The organism is Pseudomonas sp. DC1.2, assembly GCF_034351645.1.
Classification (GTDB): Bacteria; Pseudomonadota; Gammaproteobacteria; order Pseudomonadales; family Pseudomonadaceae; genus Aquipseudomonas.
On the sequence record NZ_CP133782.1, the window covers coordinates 3321379 to 3345376 of the forward strand.

Consider the following 23998-nt stretch of genomic DNA (forward strand, 5'->3'; position numbering starts at 1 on the left):
CAGAAGAGCGAAGAGTACACCTGAACATCTCACTGCCCCACCACACTCGCCCCGGCCTGCCCCGGCGTGACGATGGTATTGAGGTCTATGTGCCTCCACGCCGGTTTGGCGCCGAGCCGCGCGTTAAAACGGTAGTTGAACGTGAAGTCATCGGCCGTCGGCACGGTCAGTGGTTTGCCGTAAACCGCTTCGACACCCGCCACGTCGTAGCCCATCAACTGCAGCAAGGTTGGGAAGATGTTGTAATGACTGGAACGGTCCTTGTTACCGGCCCATTGCGCCTGCCAATCCAGAGTCTTCAAACCAGCCCCTTCGATGACCACCAACGGCACCAGCCCCTCTTCTTCCACCGGATCGCCACCGCAATGGGTATTGAGCCCGGGATTACCCCGCTCATGCAGGTCTTGCCCATGGTCGGAGGTGTAGATCAACACGGCATTGCTGAGATCGGCCTGGGCAAACACCCGCGAGAAAAACTCCCCGACGTTCCACAGCACGGTGTTTTTATAAGCATTGCGGTACAGCATCCAGTCGTCGGGCTGACCATTGAAGCCATCGCGCTTGCCGGTGTCGGCCACTTCGACGAACTGTCCCCGGGGTAGCGTCGGCCGATAGGCCATGAACGCATCGGGGTACTTGTCGTGCACTGGAAAGTGCGCGCCAACCTTATTGATGACCACCAGCTCAGGTTTGCCGTCGTTAAGCAGTTCGATCAGCTTTGCAGCGGCGGCCATGTCACGGTCGCGCACGCTGACCGGATCAAACTGAACAAACTCGTCGATGTCTTTTTTCTCGGTGTCGGTCATCAGGTTTTGCAGGTGGCTACCGGTGCGCTGGGCATCGATGTAAACCGTGCGCATCCCGGCCTTTTTCGCGTACTGCCAAATCGAAGGCAGGGTGCTGTTGATGCGTATGTAGTCGGTACGAGTGCCGCCGTAGCGCAGGGTGACGTTGGTATCGGCGCTGCAATTGGCGATGGAGGCGGCGTAGCCGTAGTTAAAGACAGTCACACCAGGGTGTGACTCCTTTAGGTTGCTATGCACACCGAACGGCGCGTTGATGTCCAGGTAGTTGCCCGAGATGCTCTCGTCGATGATCAATACGATGTCGTGGCTCACCGGTTGCGCGATGCGCGCCAGCGTCACCGGCTCGCGTGGACCGACGGTGTTATGCAGCGACTCATAGGCAAACAGGTTCAGGTAGGCCAACGGCGTGTACATGATTGGCAGGCCTCTGGCACCTTCGCCAGCCCGCACGAACAGCACCGCGCTCAGCAACAGCACGCCGAGCACGGGGGCTGCCACCAGCAATGCGCTCGGCACCGGCAGCGGCAAACGCCGGCGGGGCTTGAGCCCGATGCCCAACAGCAACAGCAAGCCGCTGGCCAGACCGCTGATGAGCGGACCACGATATTGGTAGGCCGCTTCCTGAATAAAACCACCGGAATACATCAGTGACACAAAGCTGCTGTAGGTCAGGTAATCCGCCGTAACCCGCGTATAGACATCGAAAAACACTGCGGAGATGAACATCGTCAACGCAAACAGGTGCCGAATCAGGGTCTGACGGATGCATGCGGTCATGAACAGCGCCACCGTCAGCGCCACAAACATTGCGGCGAACAACAGCGTCGCAAAACCGATGCCCATAGCGCTCAATCGCTCAACGTAATCGCCGTAACTCTTGAGCAAGTACAGAACCAGCAGCAGTTCTTTCAGGTATCGAATCATGGTGATTCCGCTAAAGACCCTAGAGTCTTTAGCCAATAGTTTGTCGGTCGTTTTCTGACACTAGCAGTGGGCCATCAAAGCGCAAGAAATGTCGGACTTTCTTCAAAAGCGTCAAAAAAACGTTGACTCAAATCTGACACACTCCGGAGGCTCAAAGTCTCTTAAAACAGGCCGTGCGACCGTTTATCGTTTTCTTTTAACACGTCTGAACCCCCTGAAAACCGTGGCAAATCCAACATTAGCAAGCACTTGATGGCGAATAGCGATCTAAAGCGTGCAGTGATCTACCAGAGCAACATGTCATTTTGCTGACACGCTTTGCCAAGGCTGGGCTATACCCCTTTTGACAGTCTCATTTCAGTTATCTCCACCGACTTACGAGGCACGCCACTATGGACGTGAGCGTATTTGGTACGGGCTACTGTGGCCCGATACACGCTGCGCCAATGACCGATGTCGGACATCGGATGCGGCGTGACGATTTCGGTCTACAGCACTGCGGCTCACCGTTAACTGTTGGCATCGGACCTCTGTACATCTCGGGCGAGGTAAGTACGCCATGAAGATTTTGGTGACCGGAGCGGCAGGATTCATTGGTGCCCATTGTGTGTTGCGGTTGTTGCGCGAAGGGCATCGGGTCTGTGGGCTGGATAACTTCAACGATTACTACGACCCACAACTCAAACGCGACCGTGTGAGTTGGGTCCAGGGACAAGTCGGCAGGTTTCCGCTGGCCAGGATTGACCTGGCCGACGGCCCCGCCATCGAGGCACTGTTTACTCGCGAGCAACCGGATGTAGTGATTCATCTCGCAGCCCAGGCCGGGGTTCGTTACTCCCTGGAGAACCCCAAGGCCTATCTGGACAGCAACCTCGGCGGTTTCCTGAATATTCTCGAAAGCTGTCGCCACCATCCGGTGAAGCATCTGATCTACGCGTCCTCCAGCTCGGTGTACGGCGCCAATCAGCACACGCCCTACTCGACCCACGACGGGGTCAATCACCCGCTGTCGTTGTACGCCGCCACCAAGAAAGCCAATGAGCTGATGGCTCACAGTTACAGCCACCTGTTTGGCATTCCCAGCACCGGCCTGCGTTTCTTTACCGTTTACGGCCCTTGGGGCCGGCCAGACATGTCACCGATTCGTTTCGCCAAGGCCATTGTCGAAGGTAGCCCGTTGAAGCTGTTCAATTACGGCGCACATCAACGCGACTTCACTTACATCGACGACATCATCGAAAGCATCAACAGGCTGATCGAACACCCGCCACACCTCTCGCCGAACTGGGACCGCGAACAACCGGACGCCTCCAGCAGCATGGCGCCGTGGCGGATCTACAACATCGGTGGCGAACACCCGGTGGAACTCAAGGACTACCTGGCGCTGATGGAGAAGCACCTGGGGCTCAAAGCCAATGTCGAGTTGCTGCCCCTGCAACCGGGCGATGTGCTCAACACCTGTGCCGATGTCCACGAACTGGAAGACGACACCGGTTTCCATCCGCGTATCGAGCTCGATGAAGGCCTGCGCCGTTTCACCGCCTGGTTTCGCGATTACTACCCACTGCCTATCGCCCATACGCCGCATGCGGCTGAACACCAGCGGAGGTGTCTATGACTGGCCATGAAAAAGGAGTCCCACTCAAACACATGCGACGCGACAAGCGTCTGGACCCCGAACAGCGAATGCGCCTCGACAGCGCAATCCACATTCAAGGCCTGGGCTGGATATCAGGCCGAGAAGGCGGTCGGCCATGGACCCTGTCGCGCACCAATCGTGTAGTGGCATTCATCGGTGCCGTGATCATTCTGGTGCTGATCTCGCCCTTGCTGTTGGGCCTGGCACTGGCGATCAAATTCAGTAGCCCTGGGCCAGTGATGTTCGTGCAGCAACGCACCGGTTATCGCGGGCGCTCGTTTGGCATGTACAAGTTCCGCACCATGGTGGTCAACGCCGAGGCGCTCAAGGAGTCCCTGCGGCACCTGAACAAGCACGGTGCCGACGCCATCGATTTCAAGATCGACAAAGATCCGCGCGTCACTCGTATCGGTCGTTTCCTGCGGCGCAGCAGCCTCGACGAGTTACCCAACCTGATCAATGTCGTGACGGGTGATATGCGTCTGGTGGGCCCCCGGCCGACCTCGTTCAATGCCTATCGCTATAAAGATAACCACCTTGCACGCCTGAGCATCTACCCCGGTATGACCGGTCTGTGGCAGATCTCCGGACGCAGCAATATCGACTTCGACCAGCGCGTGGAGTTGGACCTCAGCTATATCGCCGAGCAGAGCCTCTTGCTTGATCTGAAGATCCTGTTGAAAACCCCCTTCAAAGTATTCAGCGGCCACGGAGCGAGTTAAATGGACGGTTCATCCACCAAAAGCCTGACCATCGCCAGCCCGAGCGAGTCCAATTTGACTTCGACCGTGCTCGACCAGGATCTACGGATCCTCTTCCTGACCGCTGCCAACCCCGGCGCCGGCACGACCACTAGCGCCCTGGCGCTGGCCAGCCAACTGTCGCAGATGAGCAGCGGCCTGGTGCTGCTGGTCGATGCCAGCCAGTCAGCGACCAACCTCACGACGCAGCTCAACTTGCAAAAGGAACGTGGCTTTTGCGACCTGCTGTTCAATCTTGAGAACCCACCGCTGCTGCAAGATTGCGTGGTGCAGGTCTCCAGCCTGCCCTTCCACATTCTGCCCAACGGCCGACACATCCGCGGCAACGAACACCTGACGCCTGAAAGCCTGAGCCCGTTGCTCGAGCAACTGGGCAGCCGCTATCGCTTTGTAGTGATCGATGGCGATGCGGTGTATTCGGCCGCCGACACGCTGGTGATCAGCACCCAGGTGGACGGCGTGATCATGGTGGTCGGGGCCGAAGACACTCGCTGGGAAGTGGCACAGGCCGCGGTTCAGCGCTTGACCCAGGCCGGCGCGAAATTGGTCGGCAGCGTGCTCAATCGCCGCAAATACTACATGCCCAAATGGCTCTACAAAAACCTGTAAGCAATCATTAAGGATGACGACATGAACGCCAAAATGCTTGTCCTGCTGTTGCTACCGCTTGCAGGTTGCTCCAGCCATTCCGAAACCCAGAGCATGCCGGTGCAAATCCTCACGGCCTCACCGGCCAACGCCCAGGCCACCGACATGCCCAAGGTTGAGCAAACCTTGCGACCGCAGGATGTGCTGGACGTGATCTTCCATATCAGCACCAGCGGCTCGGACGCTTACCGCGTGCAGTCCGGTGACCAGATTGGTCTGAATTTCACCGCCGCCAGCCAACTCAACGGCAATCAGTTGGTGTTGCCCGACGGCAGCATCAACCTGCCAGGGGCCAACACCTCGGTAAAAATTGTCGGCCTGACCAGCGATGAAGCCCGCGAGGCGATCCAGCGCGCCTATCAGCAAAAAGCACTGTTCCAACCCAACCGTAATCAGTTGACGTTGCAAATCATCAGCCCGCTGACCAACGAGCAGAACCTCAAGAGCGCCCTCAACCACCCCGCCACCGGCATGAGCCGGGAGATCACCGTGGGCAATGATGGCTATGCGAGTTTCCCGGAAATCGGCGCCGTGCCATTGCAAGGCATGACCGTCAATCAACTCGAAACTTTCCTCAACAAACGCTACGCCAGTCTGTCCGGACGGATGACGGTCGATGTGCTGCTGAAGTCTACCGCCGGCAACGAAATCTATGTTCTGGGAGAAGTGGGTCAACCGGGCTCGTATCCGATTCGCCGTCCCGTCTCGGTGCTTGAAGCGCTGACCCTGGCCCGTGGCGCCAACGTCAAGGCACGACTCGACTCCGTGGTGATCATGCGCCGTACCGGCAATCAGGTGCAGGCGGTTCACTATGACGTCGAAAAAGCCCTGGCCGGCGATGCATCGCAAATTGCCTACCTGCAACCGGACGACATGCTCTATGTGCCCAAGACCAAACTCGCCAGCGCCGGCGAACTGGCGCGGCAACTGGCTGACGTGGTGTTGTTTCAAGGCGTGGGCATGAGCTTCAGCTACCGCCTCGACAACAAAGGCAGCACGACCAACTAACTGCGCAGGTGATTATCATGAATCCAAAAGAAAACTACCTGCACGAGTTCTTCAGGATCTTCTTCGCCAACAAGCAATGGGTGAAGCGTGTTTTCCTGATCTTTGCAGTGATCGTTCTGGTGTTGCCGCTGGTGCTCAAGCAGAGCTTCGACATCACCGCGCAAGTGATCGTGCAATCGAAGAAACTGTCGCAGGGCGACGCGACCACGTCGCTGACCGTGGACAACGCCACCTTCATTCCGCCCTCGCTGGCAGACATGGAAACCGAGAGCAATATCCTGCGCTCGCCTGCGCTGATCCGGCAGACCATCAGCGAGCTGCGGGACAAGGGTGAATACACCCCTAATCCCGGCGTGTTCTACACATGGGTGGCGCAGCCGTTCAGACGTTTCGTGACCACGCCACTGCGCGAATACGTGATTAATCCGCTACGCAAGGCGCTGGGGCTCGAAACCGATCCGGTACGCGACACCGCTCTGGACACACTGACGCAACAGGCCATGGACAGTTTGAAAATCGAGACCCTGCCTGGTTCCAATGTGATCTCCATCATCTACAGTTTTGGCAACCCCGCCCAAGGCACCAAATTTGTCTCGAAACTGCTGCAAAACTACCTGGCCAGCCGCCAAGAATTGCAGTCCATCGAACTGCCGCAATCGTTCTACGAAACCAAAAAGCACCAATATGAAGTACGACTGGATGGCCTGGAAGGTAACCGGCTGGCCTTGCTGGAAAGCATTAGCTCGTCTGATCCAAAGGAAGAAATCACCTTTCGACTCAACGCCATCAACACCGAAGAGCAAGCGCTGAACCTGTACCAGGACCGCCTATTGCAAAGCCAACGCTGGCTTGAGTACCTGAAAACTGCCCTGGCCAATGCCACCAACAACAAGCTGAGCGACTACACCTTCCCCTACACCTTCACCACCACCGTGGACAACGTGGCCTTCGAAGACCGGGAGATCAAACAGCTTGGCGAACAGCTGACGACTCAAGTGACTCGCTACAACAACGATTTGGCGGTATTCCAGCCCGGCAGTGAACCGATGTTGCTGACGCGCGAGCAAATTTCCCGCACCCGCCAGCAGTTTTTAAAAATCGTCAGCAACCGGATTCAGGAACGCACCAACGACTTGGCGATTGTCAGTTCGGTGATCGATCAGAAAACTGCGCGCATCGCCACCTTCAAAAACCGCATCCACCAGTTGCAGGAAACCCAGAGCAAGTTGCGGCAGATGGACACCGAGATCGACGCCTTGCACGCGGCGTTCTCCACCTACGCCCAACGCTTTGCCGAAAGCAGCGCCACCCGATCGCTGGACAACGATTTGTCCAACGCGCGGGTCCTCAGCCCGCCTTACGAGCCGACCGATCCCGCGTTTCCGAAGCCCTTGTTGATCATTCCGTTCGGCCTGTTCACGGGGCTACTGCTGGCAATTGCGCTGGTCTACGTGCGTGAGTTCTTCGATCACCGCTTCAAACACCCGGCGCAACTCACTCACGAACTGGGCCTGCCGGTGCTGTTGGTGATCAACGACCAAAACGCCCTGCCGACCAACCCACACCCCAATTGGTCGGTGCCCAGCTTCGTGCATTGGGTGCGCAATTGAACACTCCGCTCAGCCCTACCCTGCCGATCATTCATTTGCTCAGCAGTGGCGGCTTCTATGGGGCTGAGCGGATGCTGCTGGACCATTGCCTGGCGACGCCGGGGCAGCACCAAGTGCTGTTTCTCGATGCGCCGCCCGCGTTGATCGCACGCTTTCAAGAAGCCGGGGTGAACTGCCAGGGCTGCGCGGGGCTGGGGCCGCTGCTGGGCTATTTGCGTCAGCGTCGGGCTGAACGGCCGCTGATCAATACACACAATTTCAAAGGCCTGTTGTTTGGCTGGGTCGGCGCGACATTCCTGCGCCTGCCCTTGGTGATTACTCAACACGGCTTCACACCGCGCAGTCGCAAACAGCGCTTCTATACGTGGCTGAGCTTGCAATTGTGCCGCACGGCATCGGTGGATCGCGTGGTCTGTGTCGCCGAAAGCATCGCCCTGCTGCACCGTCAGGCCAGTGTCCGCGCAGAAAAACTGCAAGTGATCCCCAACGGTTTACCGGCCACCACGGCTCGGCAGCCACACAACGCACGCCGGCAACGTTGGCTAGCCGGTTATGTCGGGCGGCTGAGCAGCGAGAAAGGCCCGGACCTGTTTCTGGATGCATTGATTACGTTGTGCCGGCAACACCCGCAACTGGACGGCGTGATGCTCGGCGACGGGCCGGAACGCGACAACCTGCTGGCACGAATCAATGCCGCAGGGCTGCAAGATCGCATCACCCTGCCGGGTTATCAGACCGACATGGGGCTTTGGTGGCGGCAACTCGATGCGCTGGTGATCAGCTCGCGCACCGAAGGCACACCGATGATTTTGCTCGAAGCCATGCAGGCCGGCGTGCCGGTGGTGGCGTTTGCTGTCGGCGGGATTCCCGATGTGCTGGAAGACCACCACAACGGCCTGCTGGCCGCGCCCACCGACAGCGCCGCCCTCGCCCGACACATCGCCACCTTACTCAGCGAGCCGGCACTGGCCCGCACATTGAGCGACAACGCAAGGCGTACACAACTGGATCGCTACGACCTCAAGGCCTTGGCCGAACGCTGGTCGCAGCTGTATATCCGCACTGCACGGGAGGCACGCGCATGATCTTTCCGCTGTCGATTGTCAGTCTCCTCGCGCTGACGTGTCTCAGTTTGCTGGCCAGTCCTTATCCATTCCTGGCACCGGGTGCCGTGCTGGGGCTGGCGGGCGTCGCGCTGCTCTATAAAAAGCCAACCTGGGGTTTGTTAGGGATCATCGCGCTGGTGCCCTTCGAGGGGTTTTTCAAGGACAGTGCATTGTCCGCGACGAAGTTTTTCGGTGCATCGCTGGCGCTGATCCTGATGTTGCAACTGGCCTTGCGGCAGATCCCCTCGGAGCGCCTGCGCAGCAATATCTGGCGCTACCTCGTCTGGTTTATGGTGCTGTACCTGCTCAGCTTTATAAACAGCGATGACTTGGGCATGTCCGCCGGTCACTTGCGAGAACTCAGCGTCGGCCTGATTTTATTTGTGATCACCTTGTTGATTGGGCGTGAGCTTAACCTCGAGCTGTTTGCCCGGCTGGTAACCCTGAGCGTGACGATGACCTGCGTGATGGCGATGTTTTCCAGCAAGTATCAGGATCAGGGACGTGCCGCCGGCCTGCTGGAAGACCCGAACGCTTTTGCCCTGTTGATCGCCTTCGCCGTGCCCATGGGCCTGCTGCTGCTAATCCGCAGTCCGAACCTAATACACCGTTTGTTCTGGGGCGGGTGCTGTCTGCTGCTGCTGGGCGGCATGACCAAGACCGAATCGCGTTCTGGGCTCGTGGTGCTGTTTTTGAGCCTGCTGATCGGGGCCTGGCACTACCGCGCGCAATTGCCGCGAATTCGCCCGCGGCACCTGGGGTTTGCCATGCTCGGCCTGGCCATTGTGATTCCGCTGGCGATCTATGCCATGCCGGCGGGTTACATCGCGCGCATCCAGTCATTGAGTGTGCTCAGTGCCGGCGCCAAGGGGCACGACGATGAATCCCTGGGCCGTCGCGCTTCGTACATTGTGGTTGGCACCCAAATGATCCGCGAGAACCCGCTTCTGGGCTCCGGCCCCGGCACCTTCCCGTTGCATTACGCCACCACCGGTTACGCCAAGGCCTTTTCCGCCAACCGCAAAGTCGGTGACTTGTACCGCCGCGCCCACAACACTTACCTGGAGATTTTCAGCGAACTGGGGATCCCGGCCGGTCTGCTGTTTGTGGGCATGCTCGCGCTGGGGTTGTACAACCTGATGTGCGCCCGCCGTGCCTGGCTGCTACGACGCAACGGCGAGCAGGCTGACCTGATGACCCACCTGGGCATGAGCTTCCTGGCGCTGACACTGTTTTTGATGTTCCTCAGCGCCCCGAACCAGAAGTACGTGTGGATCATGCTCGCCCTCTCCAGCATCCTGCGCCTTAAGGCGCAAGAAGCGCCGCTGCCAGAGGTCAAGGCATGAGTCGAATCAGCATCGTGATACCGATGTTCAATGAGTCCCGGCACATTGCTCGCACCTTACGGTCGTTAGAACGCGCGGCCGACGCGGCAGGTCTGGAATGTGAGTTGATCGTGGTCGATAACGGTTCCAACGATGAGGGTCCGCAGATCGCTCGTCAGTTCGGCGCTCAGGTGTTGATCCTGCCCGGTTTGTCGATTGGCGCCTTGCGCAATCGCGGTGCATCACTGGCAAGGGGTGATTGGCTAGCGTTTATCGATGCCGACATCGAAATGCCAGAGAACTGGTTGACGCTGCTGCTGGAGCTGGAAAGCACGGCCCATGCCGATATTTTCGCACTCGACCTGCACACCCCGGCCGAAGCACCGTGGTTCGCCAAAGCCTGGCAACTGCGCACCTTGCGTCCGACCAGCCATACCCTGCACCCAACACAGTGGCTACCCAGTGCCAACCTGTTGATGCGCCGCGAGTGGTTCCTTCGGGTCGACGGTTTCGACGACAGCCTGCGTACCGGCGAAGATAAAGAATTCACCATGCGCTTGAGCGACGCCGGCGCACGGCTGCTCGCCGTCAACGAAAGCGTCGCCCTGCACTGGGGCTATGAAAACAGTTGGCGTGAGTGGATGGGCAAGGAAATGTGGCGCCAGGGCAGTCACCTGCAATTGCTGCGCACCCACGGCGTGAACCTGCGCCTGTTGCGCTTCCCGATGCTGTCGATTGGCGCCTGGGTCCTGGATTTCATGGCGATTTGCGCCCTCGCTGACGGTCTGCTCCACTGCGCTGTATTGCTGTTGCTGCTCACCAGCCTACCGCCGCTGGTTCTGAGCCTGCGCCAGAGTTTGAAGCACCACGACATCCGCCTGACGCTGCAATTGTGGAGCCTGCATGCATTGCGTCTGCATCTGGCGGGCGTTGCGCTGATGCTCAGCCTGTGTCATTGGAATGCCAGGAGGCCTGCCCGTGGCTGAATACATTTTCTGGTTGTGCCTGCTGTTACCGGCGTATGCCTACCTCGGCTATCCGTTGCTGTTAACACTGCTGACGCCGTTGTTTGCTAAACGACAATACGGCCCGGCAGCGCCGCTGAACATCAGCATCGTGATCGCCGCGCACAACGAAGCGCGCCACATCGAACATAAACTGCGCAGCCTGCTTGCCCAGGATTACCAGTGCGCCTCGCTGCAAATCATTCTGGCCAGCGATGGCTCGACCGATGACACCGTGGCCTGCGCGTACAAAGTCATCGACCCGCGTATCAGCGTGATCGACCTGCCGCGCCAGGGTAAAGCCGCGACCTTGAACACCGGCGTGGCGTTAAGCACGGGCGACATTCTGGTATTCACCGACGCCGACAATCAGTGGTCGCGCGAGACCCTCGGTCACTTGCTCGCGCCCCTGAACGATCCGCAGGTGGGAGCCTGTGCCGGGCACATGCTGATTCCGGTGACCGGCAAGGGCCTGAGCATCGGCGACAGCCTCTATCGGCATTACGAAGGCTGGTTGCGGCGAGTGGAAAACCGCACCGGCTGCATGGTCTCCGCCGACGGCGCCCTGCTGGCCCTGCGGCGCGAGTTGTTCCAGAACGTGCCGGCACAGGTCAACGATGACTTTTTCATCAGTACCTGCGCGCCGGTGGCGTTCAAACGCATCATCTACGTGCCCGAGGCACAAGTGATTGATCACGGTGTGGACGACGCCGACAAACAATTTCGCCGGCGCCTACGTGTCACCGTCGGCGGGCTGCAAAGCCTGGCCCAGCGCCGCGAGTTGCTTAACCCGCGGCGCCATGGGCTGTATGCCATCGCACTAATCAGTCACAAGCTGATCCGCCGCCTCGCGCCGATCCTGTTGTTGCCGTTGTTGCTGAGTAATTTCTGGCTGTGGGGAGCGCACGGTTTCTATCGGCTGAGCCTGGTGGCACAACTGCTCGGCTACGCGGTAGCGATCGCCGGCCTGCTGGATTCACAACACCGTTTACCGAAACCCTTTCGCCTGGCCGCGTTTGTGCTGGTGACCCTGGCGGGGATGAGCATTGGCCTGTGGCAGTTTCTGCGAGGGCGTCGCTACAGCCAATGGAACCCTGAACAAAACCGTTGAGAGGACAGTGCGATGCCGATCAAGCAATTGTTAAAGCGAACCAGTGGTTGGTTGTACCTGAACTCGCCAGTGGGACGTCATCAACTGCAGGGCGCCGGAGTCATCCTGATGTTGCATCGGGTGCTGGCCAATGATCGCGCCGCCGACCTCCCGCACCGTAATGAGTTATGTGTCGGACCTGAGGCGTTCGAAAACCTGTTGTTGTGGCTTAAAAAACACTTCGAGTGCGTGCCGCTGATGGACATCTTGCAGCCTGCGGCACTGCGCTCCGAGCGACCCAAAGTAGCCCTGACGTTCGATGACGGCTGGCGCGACAACGCCTCGAACGCCTTTCCTCTGCTACACAAACATCAGGTGCCGGCGAGCATTTTCCTCTCCACCGACTTCATCGGCAGCCGCCAGCGCTTCTGGTGGGAAAGCCTGGGCGAAACCCTCTGGGAAAGCCATGGTAAAAAAGCCCGGACGCACCTGATCGAATGCCTGCATCAAGCCGGCCGCCCCCTGCCGGTACTGCTCGATGACCTGGACCTGAACCGGCGCAGCCTGGCGCTGCTGTGTTACCTGCAAAGCCTGAAAACCCTGGCGCCTGAGGTACTTGACCAACTGAGCAGTGAATGCCCTAAAGAGTCGCAGCCTCAGGCCCTGGACTGGCAGCAAGTCCGTGCGCTGGAGGCCTCCGGCCTGGTGCGCTTCGGCGCCCACGGTGCGAGCCATGCGATCCTCACCGGACTTGACGACCAACGCCTGGACGAAGAACTGAGCCGCAGCAGCGATGCTTTGCTCAACGGCTGCAACCAGCCGCTGCCGGTTTACTGCTACCCCAATGGCGATCATGACGCACGGGTTCGACAACACGTGGCCGCCCACAACTTTCCGTTCGCACTGGGGACCGGCACCGGGATTTACCGGGGCAACGATGACCCGCTGGCGTTGCCCCGCTTCGGTGTCAGCCAGCGCACCGCGCGAAATCCGCAGCTGCTGTCCTGGCGCATCTATCGCGGAAGCAGGCCATGAGTCGCAGTCACTACCTAAAACACCTGGCCCTGAGCATGGGCACCAAGCTGGCGATGATCGGCCTGCGTTTACTGCGCAACGTGTTACTGGCGCGGATCCTTGGGCCGAGCGAACGTGGTTTGTTTGCCTTACTCAGCACCCTGCCGGATTTGATCAGTGCCGCCACCAGTGGCGGCTTGAATTCGGCGGTGGGCTACCAAGCGGCCAAACAACGCCCGATGGGGGTGTTGTTGAGTCAGGTGCTGGTGTTCGGGTGTGTGCTGGCGGCGCTGTTGACCTTATTAGTGGTCGCGCTGGTACGCGATTTCGGCAGCGAACTGGACATCACCGTGCAACTGGGTTTGTTGGCTTGGCTGTTGTTGTTGGCAGTGCCGCTCACCGTGCTCAAAAGCGGCTTGCTGACCTTGCATAATGCCTCCGGTGGTGTGGTGGCGTTCAATGCCTTGCGCCTGGTGGAATCCCTGGCGCCGCTCCTGTTGTTCCTGGCGTTGTTCTGGATGTGGAAAAGCGCTGCCCTGGAAGCGGCGTTGATCAGTTGGCTGGCGGGCATCAGCTTGGTGGTGCTGGCGGGCTGGGTGTGGCTCAAGCGCAATCAGCCGCTGACCCTGCAATGGGACCGCGCCAGACAGAACGAACTGCTGCGCTACAGCGCGCGCAGCCATCCGGACCTGCTCTTCCAGCAAGTGATTCTGCGTTCCGATTACCTGTTTATCGGCGCCCTGCTCGGCAGCACCGCGCTGGGTCACTACGCCATGGCCAGTGCCGCCGCCGAGTTGCTGCTGATCGTTCCCGAGGCGGTGACCACACCGCTGATGAAACGCCTGCTGCAGCAGGAAGAAGGTATCGATAAAATTACGCCGCTGGCCCTGCGCCTGACCGCGACGGTGATGCTCGGTGCTTGTTTGACCATGGCGGTGATCGGTCAATGGCTGATCGTCACGCTATTTGGCACGGCTTACCAACCGGCCTATCCGGCCCTGCTGGCGCTACTGCCAGGCCTGCTGGGCCTGTGCTATGCGAGCATCCTGCGGCTGGACCTGCTGGGCAAGAATCGTCCCGGTACCCTCTCGTTATTGATGGGCCTCGCCGCGTTACTTAACCTGGCCCTGAACCTGGCGCTGATTCCGGCTTACGGCATCGTCGGCGCCGCTGCCGCTTCATCCATCGCCTACCTGGCCGTGACCGTTGCGCTGCTGCTGATGTATTGCCGCTTGAGCGGCGTACCGGTCTGGCAAACCCTGATTATTCTGCCCAGCGACGTCGCACCGATGTTGCAGATGCTGCACCGGAAGTCGGCATGAAACGCCTGGCGCTGCTGTTGAGCCTGGGCTTTGCCCTCGATGCTCACGCGGCGTCCATGCGCTGGGCCGATATCCGCGATGGCAGCCTGTATTTGCAAACGGATCGCCCCGATACCCTGAGCATCCGTTGGGTCCCGGCGTGGCAAGCGCAGGCCAACGAAGAACACCTCTATCTGCTCGATGGCCAAGGCAAACTCCAGGGCGAGCGTTTGATTGAGGCCAACGAAACCCAAGGCAGTCAGCGCTGGCCTTTAGCGCCAGGGGCCGCCAGTGTCCAGTTGGACATTCCCGGCTACAGCTTCCGCCGCTACACCGTCGAACACGACGAACAGACCGTGGCGTTGTTCGCTCCGGCCAAAGTACATTTCAGCGCCGAAACCCGAGACGGCGATACGCTGTTTTTTAAGGTGGCGCCGGGAGAACACGCGGTACTCGCCGGTAAATTCCACGGCGGCGTCAGTGCCCTGCAAGCGGAGCGAGTGGGCGACGGTCAACAAGTGTCTCTGAACCTCAATCCTTACCGTGCCTATTGGCAGTTCGATCAGCTCGCGTTGCCCGTTAGTCAGGGCGAACAAGTGTGGCGCCTACGCCTGCAAGGCAACGGCAAAGTGGCGTTTTGGCTCGACGGCACGGCCAACCTGTTCGCACAGAATCAGCAACAACTTAAACCGCTACGCAAAGACGACGGCCAGACCCAGTTGATTCTGCACCAGGATGTCCTCGGCAGAACGCCGAACCTGGGCGTAGCGTTGCCCTACGTCATGCCACCGCCCACCAGTTTCGCCGTGCTCGATGCGCTCAACCCAAGGGCGGCCAGCTATTACAGTTTCGTCGACGTCACTGCGAAGAACCCGCACTTCGAAGACGCGTTCCGCCAGGTGTATCAAGACCGCTTCGGCATCAATCAGGACATCACCTTGTTGGCGGGCAGTCAGCGTCAGGCCGATCTAAGGGCCGACACGATGAGCACTGCCGGACTCGACGCCTGGCTCGCCGCGACCCGAAAACTGGGCGGTAAAGGCACGCACTACATCGGTTTTGCTGACGAGCCGAACCTCAATTACCCCAGCTATGCCGACTATCAGGCGATTTTCAACAGCATGGCCCGGCAGGTGCGCAGCAATCCGGCTAACGCCAAAGCGGGCATTCGCATCGCCATGCCCGCCAGTTCACGGCTGGTCAACGGCCCGTTCGCCGACAATGCCGCCGACAAGCGCGGCATCGACTGGGCCCGGCGCTTGCTGGCGGAATCTGGCGATCAGGTGGATGCGCTAGCCTGGCACGAGTGGATGATCCGCGACCTGCTGGCGACTCGGGTCTACCGCGACAGCGTGCGGCGCGCGGCAGAACTGGTGGGCCTCGACGCCCGAGGTCGGCCGCGCAAAGCGTTGCTATTGGACCAAACTAACCTGTCCAGTGGTTCGAGCCTGAGCCCTTACGACCAGGACACTCACTATGCCTCGCTGTGGTGGGCCTCGGTCGCAATCAACTCGGCTCAGGACGGTCTGCTGGAGATGCTCAACTGGTTCCAGGCCGCCGATGAACCGAACTACCCTAAAGGTATGATTCAGGTGCTGGCGGGGGATCGCTTTGAACTCAAACCCGTGGGCCTGGCCCAGCAATTTATTCAACAGCATTGGCTGGGCAATGTACTGCGGCTAGACAACGACGCCTTTGAAGTCGACGTGCTGGCGATGGCTACCGATCTGCAACGCAGTCTGCTGGGTGTCAACAAAGGTACGCGGTTGCAGCACGTGGAGCTGACCGGGGCGGCGTGCCCACTGACCCAAGGTTCTTTGCGCTATTTCGGCGCCGACAACCGCAGTCGCGACGCGCCCTATCACTGCCAGAACGGGCGAATACATTTCGAGTTACCGGGGGAAACCCTGTTCGCCCTGAGCTGGAACGCTTCATAAATGGCCATCAAATACTTGGCCTCGCGTTATGTCACTCCATCCACGGCCAGCGCCGTCAGGAGAAAACGTCATGAATGGGTTACTGAAACTTCGCGATCACATCAGACAAAAAGGCCTGCGCGCCACTGTTCATAACCTGTGGAAGCACTATGTGTTTTATCACTGGGAGCTGTTATGGATGGAGCGCGACCTGGTCAGCCCGGTGCCGCCGCACAACCTTAAGCCCTACCCCCCGTTGCGCCGGCAAACCATCACCGAGCAAAACGCCGGGGCGTTCGCTCGCTACTTCGGCGACCGCGTCGAAACCATGGCCGAGTTAGCCCGCGAGGGTTACACCGGGCACATGCACCTGGACGATCAGGGCGATGCCGTCGCCTTCATCTGGGGCGCCGCCCGCAACTACCACGACAAGCACTACTACGGCTGCTGGTTCCCGGTGAAAGTCGGCGAGTTCTTCGAGTTCGGCGGCGAACTGACCCGGGCCTACTGGGGCACCACGCTCTCGGTGGACCTGCAACTGGAACTGTGGAAAGCCATGCAAGCCCAAGGCTGCAACAAAGTGGTGGACGTCTGCGAGTTCCACAATGTCCCGGCGCTCAAACTGCACCTGCGCATGGGGTATACCGAACAGGGAAGGATCATGAATGTGTACGGGTTGTTCGGACGCTGGCGTTTCTACCGTGAAACCCGTTACAGCGGCTCGCGTCTGGATGCTTTGCGCAAACCGTCGCGGCCAGCCGTGCCAGCATCGGCGACCTGACTTAATGGTGACCCGATTCGAATGGCGCACCTCGCTGTGCGCCCCGGACTTTGCGGCGCAGGCCTATGAAACCCTGCGCCTGCGGGTGACGGATGCTACGCCGTTCAACACCCTGGCCTGGCTACGCGCCAGCGAACAGGCGCTGACACCCGAGCAACACTTGCACGTGCTACTCGGTTGGCAAGGCGACGAACTGGTGCTATGCCTGCCGCTGGTAACGGCAGTGGAGCGCTTCGCCAAATGGCCATTTCGGGTCGTGCGTCACCTCGGTTATCCCTTGGCCGATCGCTTGGCCTTGCTTGCGCGTCTCGACCCCGGCGAGGTCCGCAAAGCACTGGGGTTGATCCGTCATCGACTGCCCCACGCGTTGCTCCAACTCAACGAACTGTGCGAGCCGGCTGGCGAAAAAAGTGCCCTGAGCGCATGGATGAGCCACAGTTCTACCGGCGAACGGCGCCTGAGTTGTAAGGTGCCGGTACACCTGATCAGCGACGCCGATCGTCAGGAAGTCTCGGGTGACCCACGCTATAAGCTGCGCCGCGCACGCAAACGGATCGACGCCTGTGGGGCACGGATTCGGCGGATCACGCCGGACGCCACCACCATGGGCCCATTGTTAAAAATCCTTGGCGACGTTGAGGCCGTCAGTTGGAAAGGTGATGAAGGCGTCGGAATTTTCGCCGACGAGCGCCACCGAGAATGGATGGATCACGCCTTCACCGCCCTCGCCGCTCAAGGGTGGGTGCGCGCAGTGGTATTGGAACTCGACGGTCGCTGCATCAGCTATCGTCTGGGACTGCTGGAACAGGGCCGGCTGTACGACTACAACCTGGCGTTCCTCCCGCAATACGCCGATCTGGGCAGCGGTCGGGTGCTGCTCGACGAGTGGATTCGCTGGGGCCTGGATGACAACTGGCGCTGGATCGATGCGTCGCGTGTCAGCCTGAAAAACTCCAGCCATCAACTCAACGAGCGCATGACCGGGCAGTTGGAGCACTGGCGCTGGAGTTTCTATTCCTGGCGATTCAGTGGCTTGGTGCTGGGGTTGGCGCTGCGTCTCTGGCAAACGCTCAAACCCACGCTGCAAAAACACAGGGACCAGCGTGCAGCGGCGACCATCGCTACTGCGCGCGAGCCTGGGGTCAAGGCCACTGCGCACATCGAAAAAACCATGGAGGGCAAACATGCCTCACCACGTCATAGTCAACGCTGACGATTTTGGTCTCAGTGCCAATGAAAACGCCGTGATCTTTGGCGCATTTCAGGCCGGGGTCATCAGTTCCGCCACTGCCATGGCTAACATGCCCGCGTTCGAAGCGGCCTGCGTGATGGCCCGGCACCCGCTGCTCGAAGGACGTATCGGCCTGCATTTCAACCTCACGTATGGACGGCCGTTGAGTCAGGGCATTCTCGGGCGCGCGACGTTTTGCGACAGCCTCGGCGAATTTGACCTCAACCTGCCGCGATACAGTCTTTGGCTCAACCGCCTCGATCGGGAGGCGGTGCTGGACGAACTCCAAGCGCAATGGCAACGCTGTCTGAACCATGGCGTGCGCCCCAGCCACATTGATTCCCACCAGCACGTACACAATATCTGGCCCATCGGCGAAATCGTTGCGCGCTTCGCCGCGCGCCAAGGGGTGGCGGTGCGATTGGCACGTAACCTGGGGCATAACCTGAACCTGCCCAAGCGCGTATTCAAGGGCTTACTCAATCATCGCTTGCATCAGTTGGCCGGGGCCTCGGCGGACTATGTTTGCACACCGGTGGATCTTCGTAGCGTGTCAATACCGACCGATGGCCTGCTGGAAATCGTCGCCCACCCCTATCAGCTTGGCGCCGATTTCGGCGACGCCTATCTCAACCCCGGCGAGTCCCTCACGCAGTTGCTTGCGCAACGTCTTGAAGGCGTAGCGCGCGTGTCTTACACCGTGGTGAGCAGGGGTGCGCCGACGGGTGCCACCGCACGCCAATAAGTGACCCGCGTCGCAAACTTAATGCTTATTTCCCAACAGCAGCACTCACCACACCCTGGCGTTGGCTAAGGAGGTTTCATGAGCGTCATCGGTAAACTGCGCGAGCGAATCAGGCAAAGGGGCGTGAGCAGCCTGTTCAAGGCGTTCTGGAAGCGTTATGTGTTCTTCCACTGGGAACTGTTGTGGATGGAGCGCGACCTCGTCAGCCCGGTGCCACCGCACAAGCTTCGGCCTTACAGCGGCGTTCGTCAGGTGACCATCACCGCGGACAACGCCGGCGCTTTCGGCAAACACTTCGGTGATCGCGTCGCCACCATGGCCGAACTCGCCGCCGAGGGTCACACCGGGCACATGTACCTGAACGCAGAAGGCCACGCCGTCGCGTTCATCTGGGGCAGCGTGCGTGACTACCACGACCGGCACTATTTCGGTTGTTGGTTCCCGGTCAAGCCGGGGCAGTTTTTCGAGTTCGGTGGCGAAATGGCCCGGCCCTACTTTGGCACCAGCCTGTCGGTAGACGTGCAGGTTAATCTCTGGCAAGCCATGCAGGCACAGGGTTGCAACACCGTAGTGGACGTGTGCGATACCCGTAACATCCCGGCAATGAAACTGCACATTCGCATGGGGTACCACGAGCAGGGGCGCGTGACTCACGTCTATGGCCTGCTTGGGCGCTGGCGCTTCTACCGCGACACCCATTACCAAGGGTCGCGCTTGGACGCCCTGCGAAAACCAGGGAGAACGGTGCCCGCTTCGGCGGCGGCAGAGGCCTAGGCATCAAGTTGGCTATCAGGCGCATGTGGCTCGAGGCAGCATCGAACTGAATCATTCCTACATTGATGCGATCCTACTGACTGATCCCCTTCATAACAGGTAGCCGAAATGAATCTGCCCCACACCATGACACTGATCGAAATCACCGAACCCGGTGGCCCGGAGGTACTAAAACCGCGTCAGGTGCCAGTGCCCACCCCAGGCCCCGGTGAAGTGTTGATTCGCGTGCAGGCGGCCGGGGTCAACCGTCCGGACGTAATACAACGCGCCGGCAACTACCCAATGAAACCCGGCATGAGTCCCATCCCTGGGCTTGAAGTCGCGGGTGAAGTGGTAGCGGTGGGAGCTGGACCCTGCGACTTTGCCGTGGGCGACAAGGTTTGTGCGCTGACCAACGGCGGCGGATACGCGCAATATTGCGTTGCACCCGCCGGCCAGACACTGTCGATTCCCGAGGGCATGGATTACGTGCAGGCGGCGGCGGTTCCGGAAACTTTCTTCACCGTCTGGGCCAACCTGTTCGACATCGGAGGCGCCAGCAAGGGCCAGCGGGCGTTAATCCATGGCGGAACCAGCGGCATCGGCACCACCGCACTGATGTTGTGCCGCGAGTTCGGCATCAAGGCGTTCGCGACGGCGGGCAGCGAGGAAAAGTGCGCGGCGATCCGCAACCTCGGCGCGGAAGCGATCAACTACCGCGATCAGGACTTCGCACAGGTCATCCAGGAAAAAACCGCTGGCAAAGGTGTCAATGTCATTCTTGACATCATGGGCGGTTCGTACCTGAACCCGAACATCGCAGCCCTTGGCATGGAAGGTCGGCTGGTCATGCTGGGGTTTCTGGGCGGCGCTCACGCCAAAGACGTTGACTTGTTGGCGATCCTGGGCAAACGCGCGACGATTACCGGCTCACTGATGCGTTCGCGTACTGCCGCTGAAAAAACCGCGATCGCTGAGCAGTTGCACGAATACGTGTGGCCGGTGCTCGCCGCGGGGCGCTGCCTGCCGATAATCGACAAGGTTTACCCATTCACCGATGCGTCGCAGGCTCATGCCCGAATGGAAGGCGGCGACCATATCGGCAAAATCGTGCTGCGCATGGACTGAGAGTCATCACCGCGCCGTTGATCGGGTTTTCAAGACGAGAACCCGACCATTTCCTCAGTGGAGGCTGGTGCAAACCGTCCCCAATAGAAATAAATTTTCTTGTACATAGAATTTTTTATGTATAGGAACACTCATAGCACGTAACATCATCTATATCATTACGCCATCATCCAGCCCAACTGTATTACCTGGATCTGAACGGACACGCCAGGCCAATTCGGCGCAGCACATTGAACATCCAGCCCGTGCGTCTCAGGCTATGAACTGCCGCATCCGCTCCAGGAGAACACCATGCAAAGCCATCCTTCAGAAAAACATCGTCTGGACGCGGTACAAGCCCTGGAATGGCTCAAAACAGCAGAGTCAGAGAACTTTGATCGCATCTGCCGGTTGGCGGCTGCCTATTTTAAAGTACCGACGGTGCTGATTTCGCTGGTGGAGCGTGACCGACAGTGGTTCAAGGTAAAAATTGGCTTCGACAAGGATGAAACGCCTATCGATCAGTCTTTCTGCGCTTACACCATCTGCAATAAGGGTGTCTTCCAGGTCTATGACGCTTCTCTGGACTTGCGTTTTTTTGCCAACCCCCTGGTGACAGCGCAGGACGGCATTCGCTTTTACGCAGGCGCGCCACTTCGAACCCGGGCCGGACACGCCATCGGTAGCTTGTGCATCATCGACAAGGAACCCAAGCAACTGAGCGAAGATCAACGCCTGGTGTTGCTGGACCTGGCAGAGATGGTGATGGCACAAATCGAACAACGGCAACTCACCGATTGCCATGATGCCGTCAGTGGCCTGCCTAACCAGCGACAGTTTTTTGCCGACCTCAATGACTTGGGTATTCAAACCGACACCGAGCAACGGGTGCTGGTATTAATCGATGCGCTCGACTCTCATCGCGGGCATGACCTGACCCTGGCGGTAGGCACTGGCGCGACGCAATCGATCATCCTCGACATCGCCAAGCTCTTAAAAAAAAGCCTCTCAGGGATCAGCCGCGCCTACCACGTCAACGAACGACAGTTCTGTTTCATGCTGCCCGCCGCCATGCCTGACTACGAGCTGTTCGTTCATCAGCTCATCGATCGACTGCGACGCACGACTCAATCGGACGGCACCTCGACCAGCCCTTCTCCACGGGCCGGCATGGTGATTTTTGAACACGACCCACTGTCACATGCCGACCTGCTGCGTAAAGCCATGCACGCCGTTGAATCAGCCTGCGAAGCCAATACGCATTGGGCACTGTACGACGCCGCCCGGGATTTCGCCTGGCGTCGTGCGTTCACTTTGGCCCAAGACGTCGACCGCGCATTGGCGACGGGGCAGATGTACCTGGTGTTTCAACCGCGCTTTAACCTGCTCGATGGTCGCCAAGTCAGCGCCGAAGCGTTGCTGCGCTGGAATCATCCGGAACTGGGTCAGGTGTCACCCGCGGAGTTCATTCCCGTGTTGGAGCGCAACGGGCTGATCCAACGCGTGACGCACTGGGTGATTGACCAGACCCTGAGCGCGATGGCGCTCTGGGAAGAAATCGATTGCCGGGTTTCGCTCAACCTGTCACCCAAGGATTTCAACGATCAGGACATTGGCGAAATCCTCAAACTGGCCTGCAAGCGTTTTGGTGTAGCGCCAGAGCGCCTGGAAATCGAGATTACCGAAGGCGAATGGATACGCGCTAATCCTCAAGTGATCAAGCAACTCAAAGGGTTGCGGGATCTGGGTATGGACGTGGCCATCGATGATTTCGGAACCGGTTACAGCAACTTTGCCTACCTGCACGAAATTCCTGCAAACGTGATCAAACTCGATAAATCGATCGTTACCGACCTGCCACGCAGCCCGCGCAACCAGATCATCGCGCGGTCTATTCTGCAATTGGCCAAGGACTTGGGTTATCGAACAGTGGCTGAGGGCATCGAGGACTATCAGTGCTTGGCGCTGATTACCCAATATGGAAGTCACGAAGCACAAGGCTACTTTTTCGCTAAGCCGATGACGCAGGCCGAATTCGCGGCACGAGGTAGGAACGGACGCTTTCTACTGCCTGGTATGTCCGACACGAAGCCGGTGGAGGCTGAGTCGTTGGCTCTCATTCTGGCAGAGTCGTCAACAGCCTTGCTGGGAGACGAGCGGCACCGAGTGGCCGGGTGAGCCAACACCGCACTCCGTCGAAATAATCACCAAGCACGGGACGTATCTGTTAAAACCCGTGCTTTATCGCTGACTGTCTGGACCGCCGCATGTTGCCTATTTTGCTGAACCGCGTGGGCCGACGCTGGGTGGCGTTGCTGTGCATGGCGGCGCTATTGATCGGCTTACCGGTGGGTTGTGCAGAGCTCAAATACAAAGAGCGCCAATTGCTGTTTCGTATCGAACCGGGCACAGCGGGCTGGTATCACGGTTTACCTCAGGACGTTGAAGAGTTCGACATCAAACCTGCCGGCTTCAAGGCCGGGCAAACCCTGCATGCCTGGTGGTGGCCGGCCACACGCGTGGATGCCCCGTCAATCCTCTACCTCCACGGTGTGCGTTGGAACCTGACCGGCCAAGCATTCCGCATCGAACAATTGCGGGCCATGGGCTATTCGGTGCTGGCCATCGACTACCGGGGGTTTGGCCAAAGCAAAGGGGAGCTGCCATCGGAAGCCAGTGTCTACGAAGATGCCCGAGCCGCCTGGGAGCGTTTCACGGTCATGCAACCGAATGCCAACAAACGTCTCATCTATGGACACTCCCTTGGTGGCGCCGTAGCCATCGACCTCGCGGCAGACCTGGCCACGCAGGCGAAAAAGGAACACACCGCGATACCCGTTCGCGGTCTGATCATCGAGTCTACGTTTACCTCGTTGGCCGATGCCGTAGCGGCTGTGGCCGACGACAACCTTCCGGTGAACGGGCTGCCGGTTCGCTGGCTGCTGTCGCAGAAATTCGACTCCATCGACAAGATCATCGACATCGACATGCCGCTGCTGGTGGTCCACGGTCTGGCTGATACGTTCATGCCTGCGCGTTTCAGCGAGCAGTTATTCAATGCCGCCAGCGAACCCAAACGTCTGCTATTGGTGCCCGGCGGCACACACAACAACAGCATGAGCCTAGGGGGCACGCAGTATCGTCAAGCGCTGGAGGCGTTGATGAGGTCCAAACCGCCCGCGCGGATTGCCGGTCCTACCTTGGTTCACGGGGCTCAGGACTCATAACA

At 59.3% G+C, this 23998-nt stretch carries 20 protein-coding genes; 19 read left to right on the forward strand and 1 reads right to left on the reverse strand.

The features are described from left to right. Positions 1-29: 29 nt before the first annotated feature. Positions 30-1730: a sulfatase-like hydrolase/transferase gene (locus tag RHM68_RS14895; protein ID WP_322215986.1), complete on the reverse strand. Its 1701-nt coding sequence runs from the start codon at positions 1728-1730 to the stop codon at positions 30-32. A 559-nt stretch (positions 1731-2289) separates the two neighbouring features. Here RHM68_RS14895 and RHM68_RS14900 point away from each other — a divergent pair. From RHM68_RS14900 to RHM68_RS14990, 19 genes are all read left to right on the forward strand, one after another. Next, positions 2290-3348, forward strand: coding sequence for an NAD-dependent epimerase (locus RHM68_RS14900; RefSeq protein ID WP_322215989.1), 1059 nt, complete (start codon positions 2290-2292; stop codon positions 3346-3348). Beyond that, complete coding sequence (locus RHM68_RS14905) at positions 3345-4091, forward strand: sugar transferase (RefSeq protein WP_322215992.1); 747 nt, start codon at positions 3345-3347, stop codon at positions 4089-4091. Before RHM68_RS14900 ends, RHM68_RS14905 begins: the two co-directional genes overlap by 4 nt. After that, on the forward strand, positions 4092-4739 hold the full coding sequence (locus RHM68_RS14910; RefSeq protein WP_322215995.1) for a CpsD/CapB family tyrosine-protein kinase: 648 nt from the start codon (positions 4092-4094) through the stop codon (positions 4737-4739). A gap of 21 nt (positions 4740-4760) precedes the next feature. Continuing rightward, positions 4761-5786, forward strand: coding sequence for a polysaccharide biosynthesis/export family protein (locus tag RHM68_RS14915; protein WP_322215998.1), 1026 nt, complete (start codon positions 4761-4763; stop codon positions 5784-5786). 17 nt (positions 5787-5803) lie between these two features. Then, complete coding sequence (locus RHM68_RS14920) at positions 5804-7396, forward strand: GumC family protein (RefSeq protein ID WP_322216001.1); 1593 nt, start codon at positions 5804-5806, stop codon at positions 7394-7396. Continuing rightward, the gene (locus RHM68_RS14925; protein ID WP_322216004.1) at positions 7393-8481 is read left to right on the forward strand and encodes a glycosyltransferase family 4 protein; all 1089 of its coding nucleotides are present in this window, start codon (positions 7393-7395) and stop codon (positions 8479-8481) included. Before RHM68_RS14920 ends, RHM68_RS14925 begins: the two co-directional genes overlap by 4 nt. After that, positions 8478-9848: an O-antigen ligase family protein gene (locus RHM68_RS14930; RefSeq protein ID WP_322216007.1), complete on the forward strand. Its 1371-nt coding sequence runs from the start codon at positions 8478-8480 to the stop codon at positions 9846-9848. The genes RHM68_RS14925 and RHM68_RS14930 overlap by 4 nt, the downstream gene beginning before the upstream one ends. Next, positions 9845-10813, forward strand: a complete 969-nt coding sequence (locus tag RHM68_RS14935; protein ID WP_322216009.1) for a glycosyltransferase family 2 protein — start codon at positions 9845-9847, stop codon at positions 10811-10813. Before RHM68_RS14930 ends, RHM68_RS14935 begins: the two co-directional genes overlap by 4 nt. Beyond that, the gene (locus tag RHM68_RS14940) at positions 10806-11942 is read left to right on the forward strand and encodes a glycosyltransferase (protein WP_322216011.1); all 1137 of its coding nucleotides are present in this window, start codon (positions 10806-10808) and stop codon (positions 11940-11942) included. Before RHM68_RS14935 ends, RHM68_RS14940 begins: the two co-directional genes overlap by 8 nt. A 12-nt stretch (positions 11943-11954) precedes the next feature. Then, the gene (locus RHM68_RS14945) at positions 11955-12956 is read left to right on the forward strand and encodes a polysaccharide deacetylase family protein (RefSeq protein WP_322216013.1); all 1002 of its coding nucleotides are present in this window, start codon (positions 11955-11957) and stop codon (positions 12954-12956) included. Continuing rightward, the gene (locus RHM68_RS14950) at positions 12953-14257 is read left to right on the forward strand and encodes a lipopolysaccharide biosynthesis protein (protein ID WP_322216016.1); all 1305 of its coding nucleotides are present in this window, start codon (positions 12953-12955) and stop codon (positions 14255-14257) included. The genes RHM68_RS14945 and RHM68_RS14950 overlap by 4 nt, the downstream gene beginning before the upstream one ends. Beyond that, a complete protein-coding gene (locus RHM68_RS14955) occupies positions 14254-16173 on the forward strand; it encodes a hypothetical protein (protein ID WP_322216017.1) in 1920 nt (639 codons plus the stop codon). Before RHM68_RS14950 ends, RHM68_RS14955 begins: the two co-directional genes overlap by 4 nt. Before the next feature lie 70 nt (positions 16174-16243). Beyond that, positions 16244-16933, forward strand: a complete 690-nt coding sequence (locus tag RHM68_RS14960; RefSeq protein ID WP_322216019.1) for an N-acetyltransferase — start codon at positions 16244-16246, stop codon at positions 16931-16933. A 4-nt stretch (positions 16934-16937) separates the two neighbouring features. Beyond that, positions 16938-18146: a GNAT family N-acetyltransferase gene (locus tag RHM68_RS14965; RefSeq protein ID WP_322216022.1), complete on the forward strand. Its 1209-nt coding sequence runs from the start codon at positions 16938-16940 to the stop codon at positions 18144-18146. Further along, complete coding sequence (locus tag RHM68_RS14970) at positions 18118-18909, forward strand: ChbG/HpnK family deacetylase (RefSeq protein WP_322216024.1); 792 nt, start codon at positions 18118-18120, stop codon at positions 18907-18909. Before RHM68_RS14965 ends, RHM68_RS14970 begins: the two co-directional genes overlap by 29 nt. Positions 18910-18987: 78 nt before the next feature. Next, positions 18988-19683, forward strand: coding sequence for an N-acetyltransferase (locus RHM68_RS14975; protein WP_322216027.1), 696 nt, complete (start codon positions 18988-18990; stop codon positions 19681-19683). A gap of 108 nt (positions 19684-19791) precedes the next feature. Continuing rightward, positions 19792-20790: an NAD(P)H-quinone oxidoreductase gene (locus RHM68_RS14980; protein WP_322216029.1), complete on the forward strand. Its 999-nt coding sequence runs from the start codon at positions 19792-19794 to the stop codon at positions 20788-20790. A gap of 291 nt (positions 20791-21081) precedes the next feature. After that, positions 21082-22947, forward strand: coding sequence for a sensor domain-containing phosphodiesterase (locus tag RHM68_RS14985; protein WP_322216031.1), 1866 nt, complete (start codon positions 21082-21084; stop codon positions 22945-22947). A gap of 89 nt (positions 22948-23036) precedes the next feature. After that, positions 23037-23996 (forward strand): alpha/beta hydrolase, encoded by a 960-nt coding sequence (locus tag RHM68_RS14990; protein ID WP_322216033.1) that lies wholly within the window; start codon positions 23037-23039, stop codon positions 23994-23996. The last annotated feature ends 2 nt before the right edge of the window (positions 23997-23998 follow it).

Coding starts and splice junctions, on each gene's coding strand:
- RHM68_RS14895 (WP_322215986.1), bottom strand. CDS start 1,730: ATGATTCGATACCTGAAAGAACTGCTGCTGGTTCTGTACTTGCTCAAG.
- RHM68_RS14900 (WP_322215989.1), top strand. CDS start 2,290: ATGAAGATTTTGGTGACCGGAGCGGCAGGATTCATTGGTGCCCATTGT.
- RHM68_RS14905 (WP_322215992.1), top strand. CDS start 3,345: ATGACTGGCCATGAAAAAGGAGTCCCACTCAAACACATGCGACGCGAC.
- RHM68_RS14910 (WP_322215995.1), top strand. CDS start 4,092: ATGGACGGTTCATCCACCAAAAGCCTGACCATCGCCAGCCCGAGCGAG.
- RHM68_RS14915 (WP_322215998.1), top strand. CDS start 4,761: ATGAACGCCAAAATGCTTGTCCTGCTGTTGCTACCGCTTGCAGGTTGC.
- RHM68_RS14920 (WP_322216001.1), top strand. CDS start 5,804: ATGAATCCAAAAGAAAACTACCTGCACGAGTTCTTCAGGATCTTCTTC.
- RHM68_RS14930 (WP_322216007.1), top strand. CDS start 8,478: ATGATCTTTCCGCTGTCGATTGTCAGTCTCCTCGCGCTGACGTGTCTC.
- RHM68_RS14935 (WP_322216009.1), top strand. CDS start 9,845: ATGAGTCGAATCAGCATCGTGATACCGATGTTCAATGAGTCCCGGCAC.
- RHM68_RS14945 (WP_322216013.1), top strand. CDS start 11,955: ATGCCGATCAAGCAATTGTTAAAGCGAACCAGTGGTTGGTTGTACCTG.
- RHM68_RS14950 (WP_322216016.1), top strand. CDS start 12,953: ATGAGTCGCAGTCACTACCTAAAACACCTGGCCCTGAGCATGGGCACC.
- RHM68_RS14955 (WP_322216017.1), top strand. CDS start 14,254: ATGAAACGCCTGGCGCTGCTGTTGAGCCTGGGCTTTGCCCTCGATGCT.
- RHM68_RS14960 (WP_322216019.1), top strand. CDS start 16,244: ATGAATGGGTTACTGAAACTTCGCGATCACATCAGACAAAAAGGCCTG.
- RHM68_RS14965 (WP_322216022.1), top strand. CDS start 16,938: ATGGTGACCCGATTCGAATGGCGCACCTCGCTGTGCGCCCCGGACTTT.
- RHM68_RS14970 (WP_322216024.1), top strand. CDS start 18,118: ATGCCTCACCACGTCATAGTCAACGCTGACGATTTTGGTCTCAGTGCC.
- RHM68_RS14975 (WP_322216027.1), top strand. CDS start 18,988: ATGAGCGTCATCGGTAAACTGCGCGAGCGAATCAGGCAAAGGGGCGTG.
- RHM68_RS14980 (WP_322216029.1), top strand. CDS start 19,792: ATGAATCTGCCCCACACCATGACACTGATCGAAATCACCGAACCCGGT.
- RHM68_RS14985 (WP_322216031.1), top strand. CDS start 21,082: ATGCAAAGCCATCCTTCAGAAAAACATCGTCTGGACGCGGTACAAGCC.
- RHM68_RS14990 (WP_322216033.1), top strand. CDS start 23,037: ATGTTGCCTATTTTGCTGAACCGCGTGGGCCGACGCTGGGTGGCGTTG.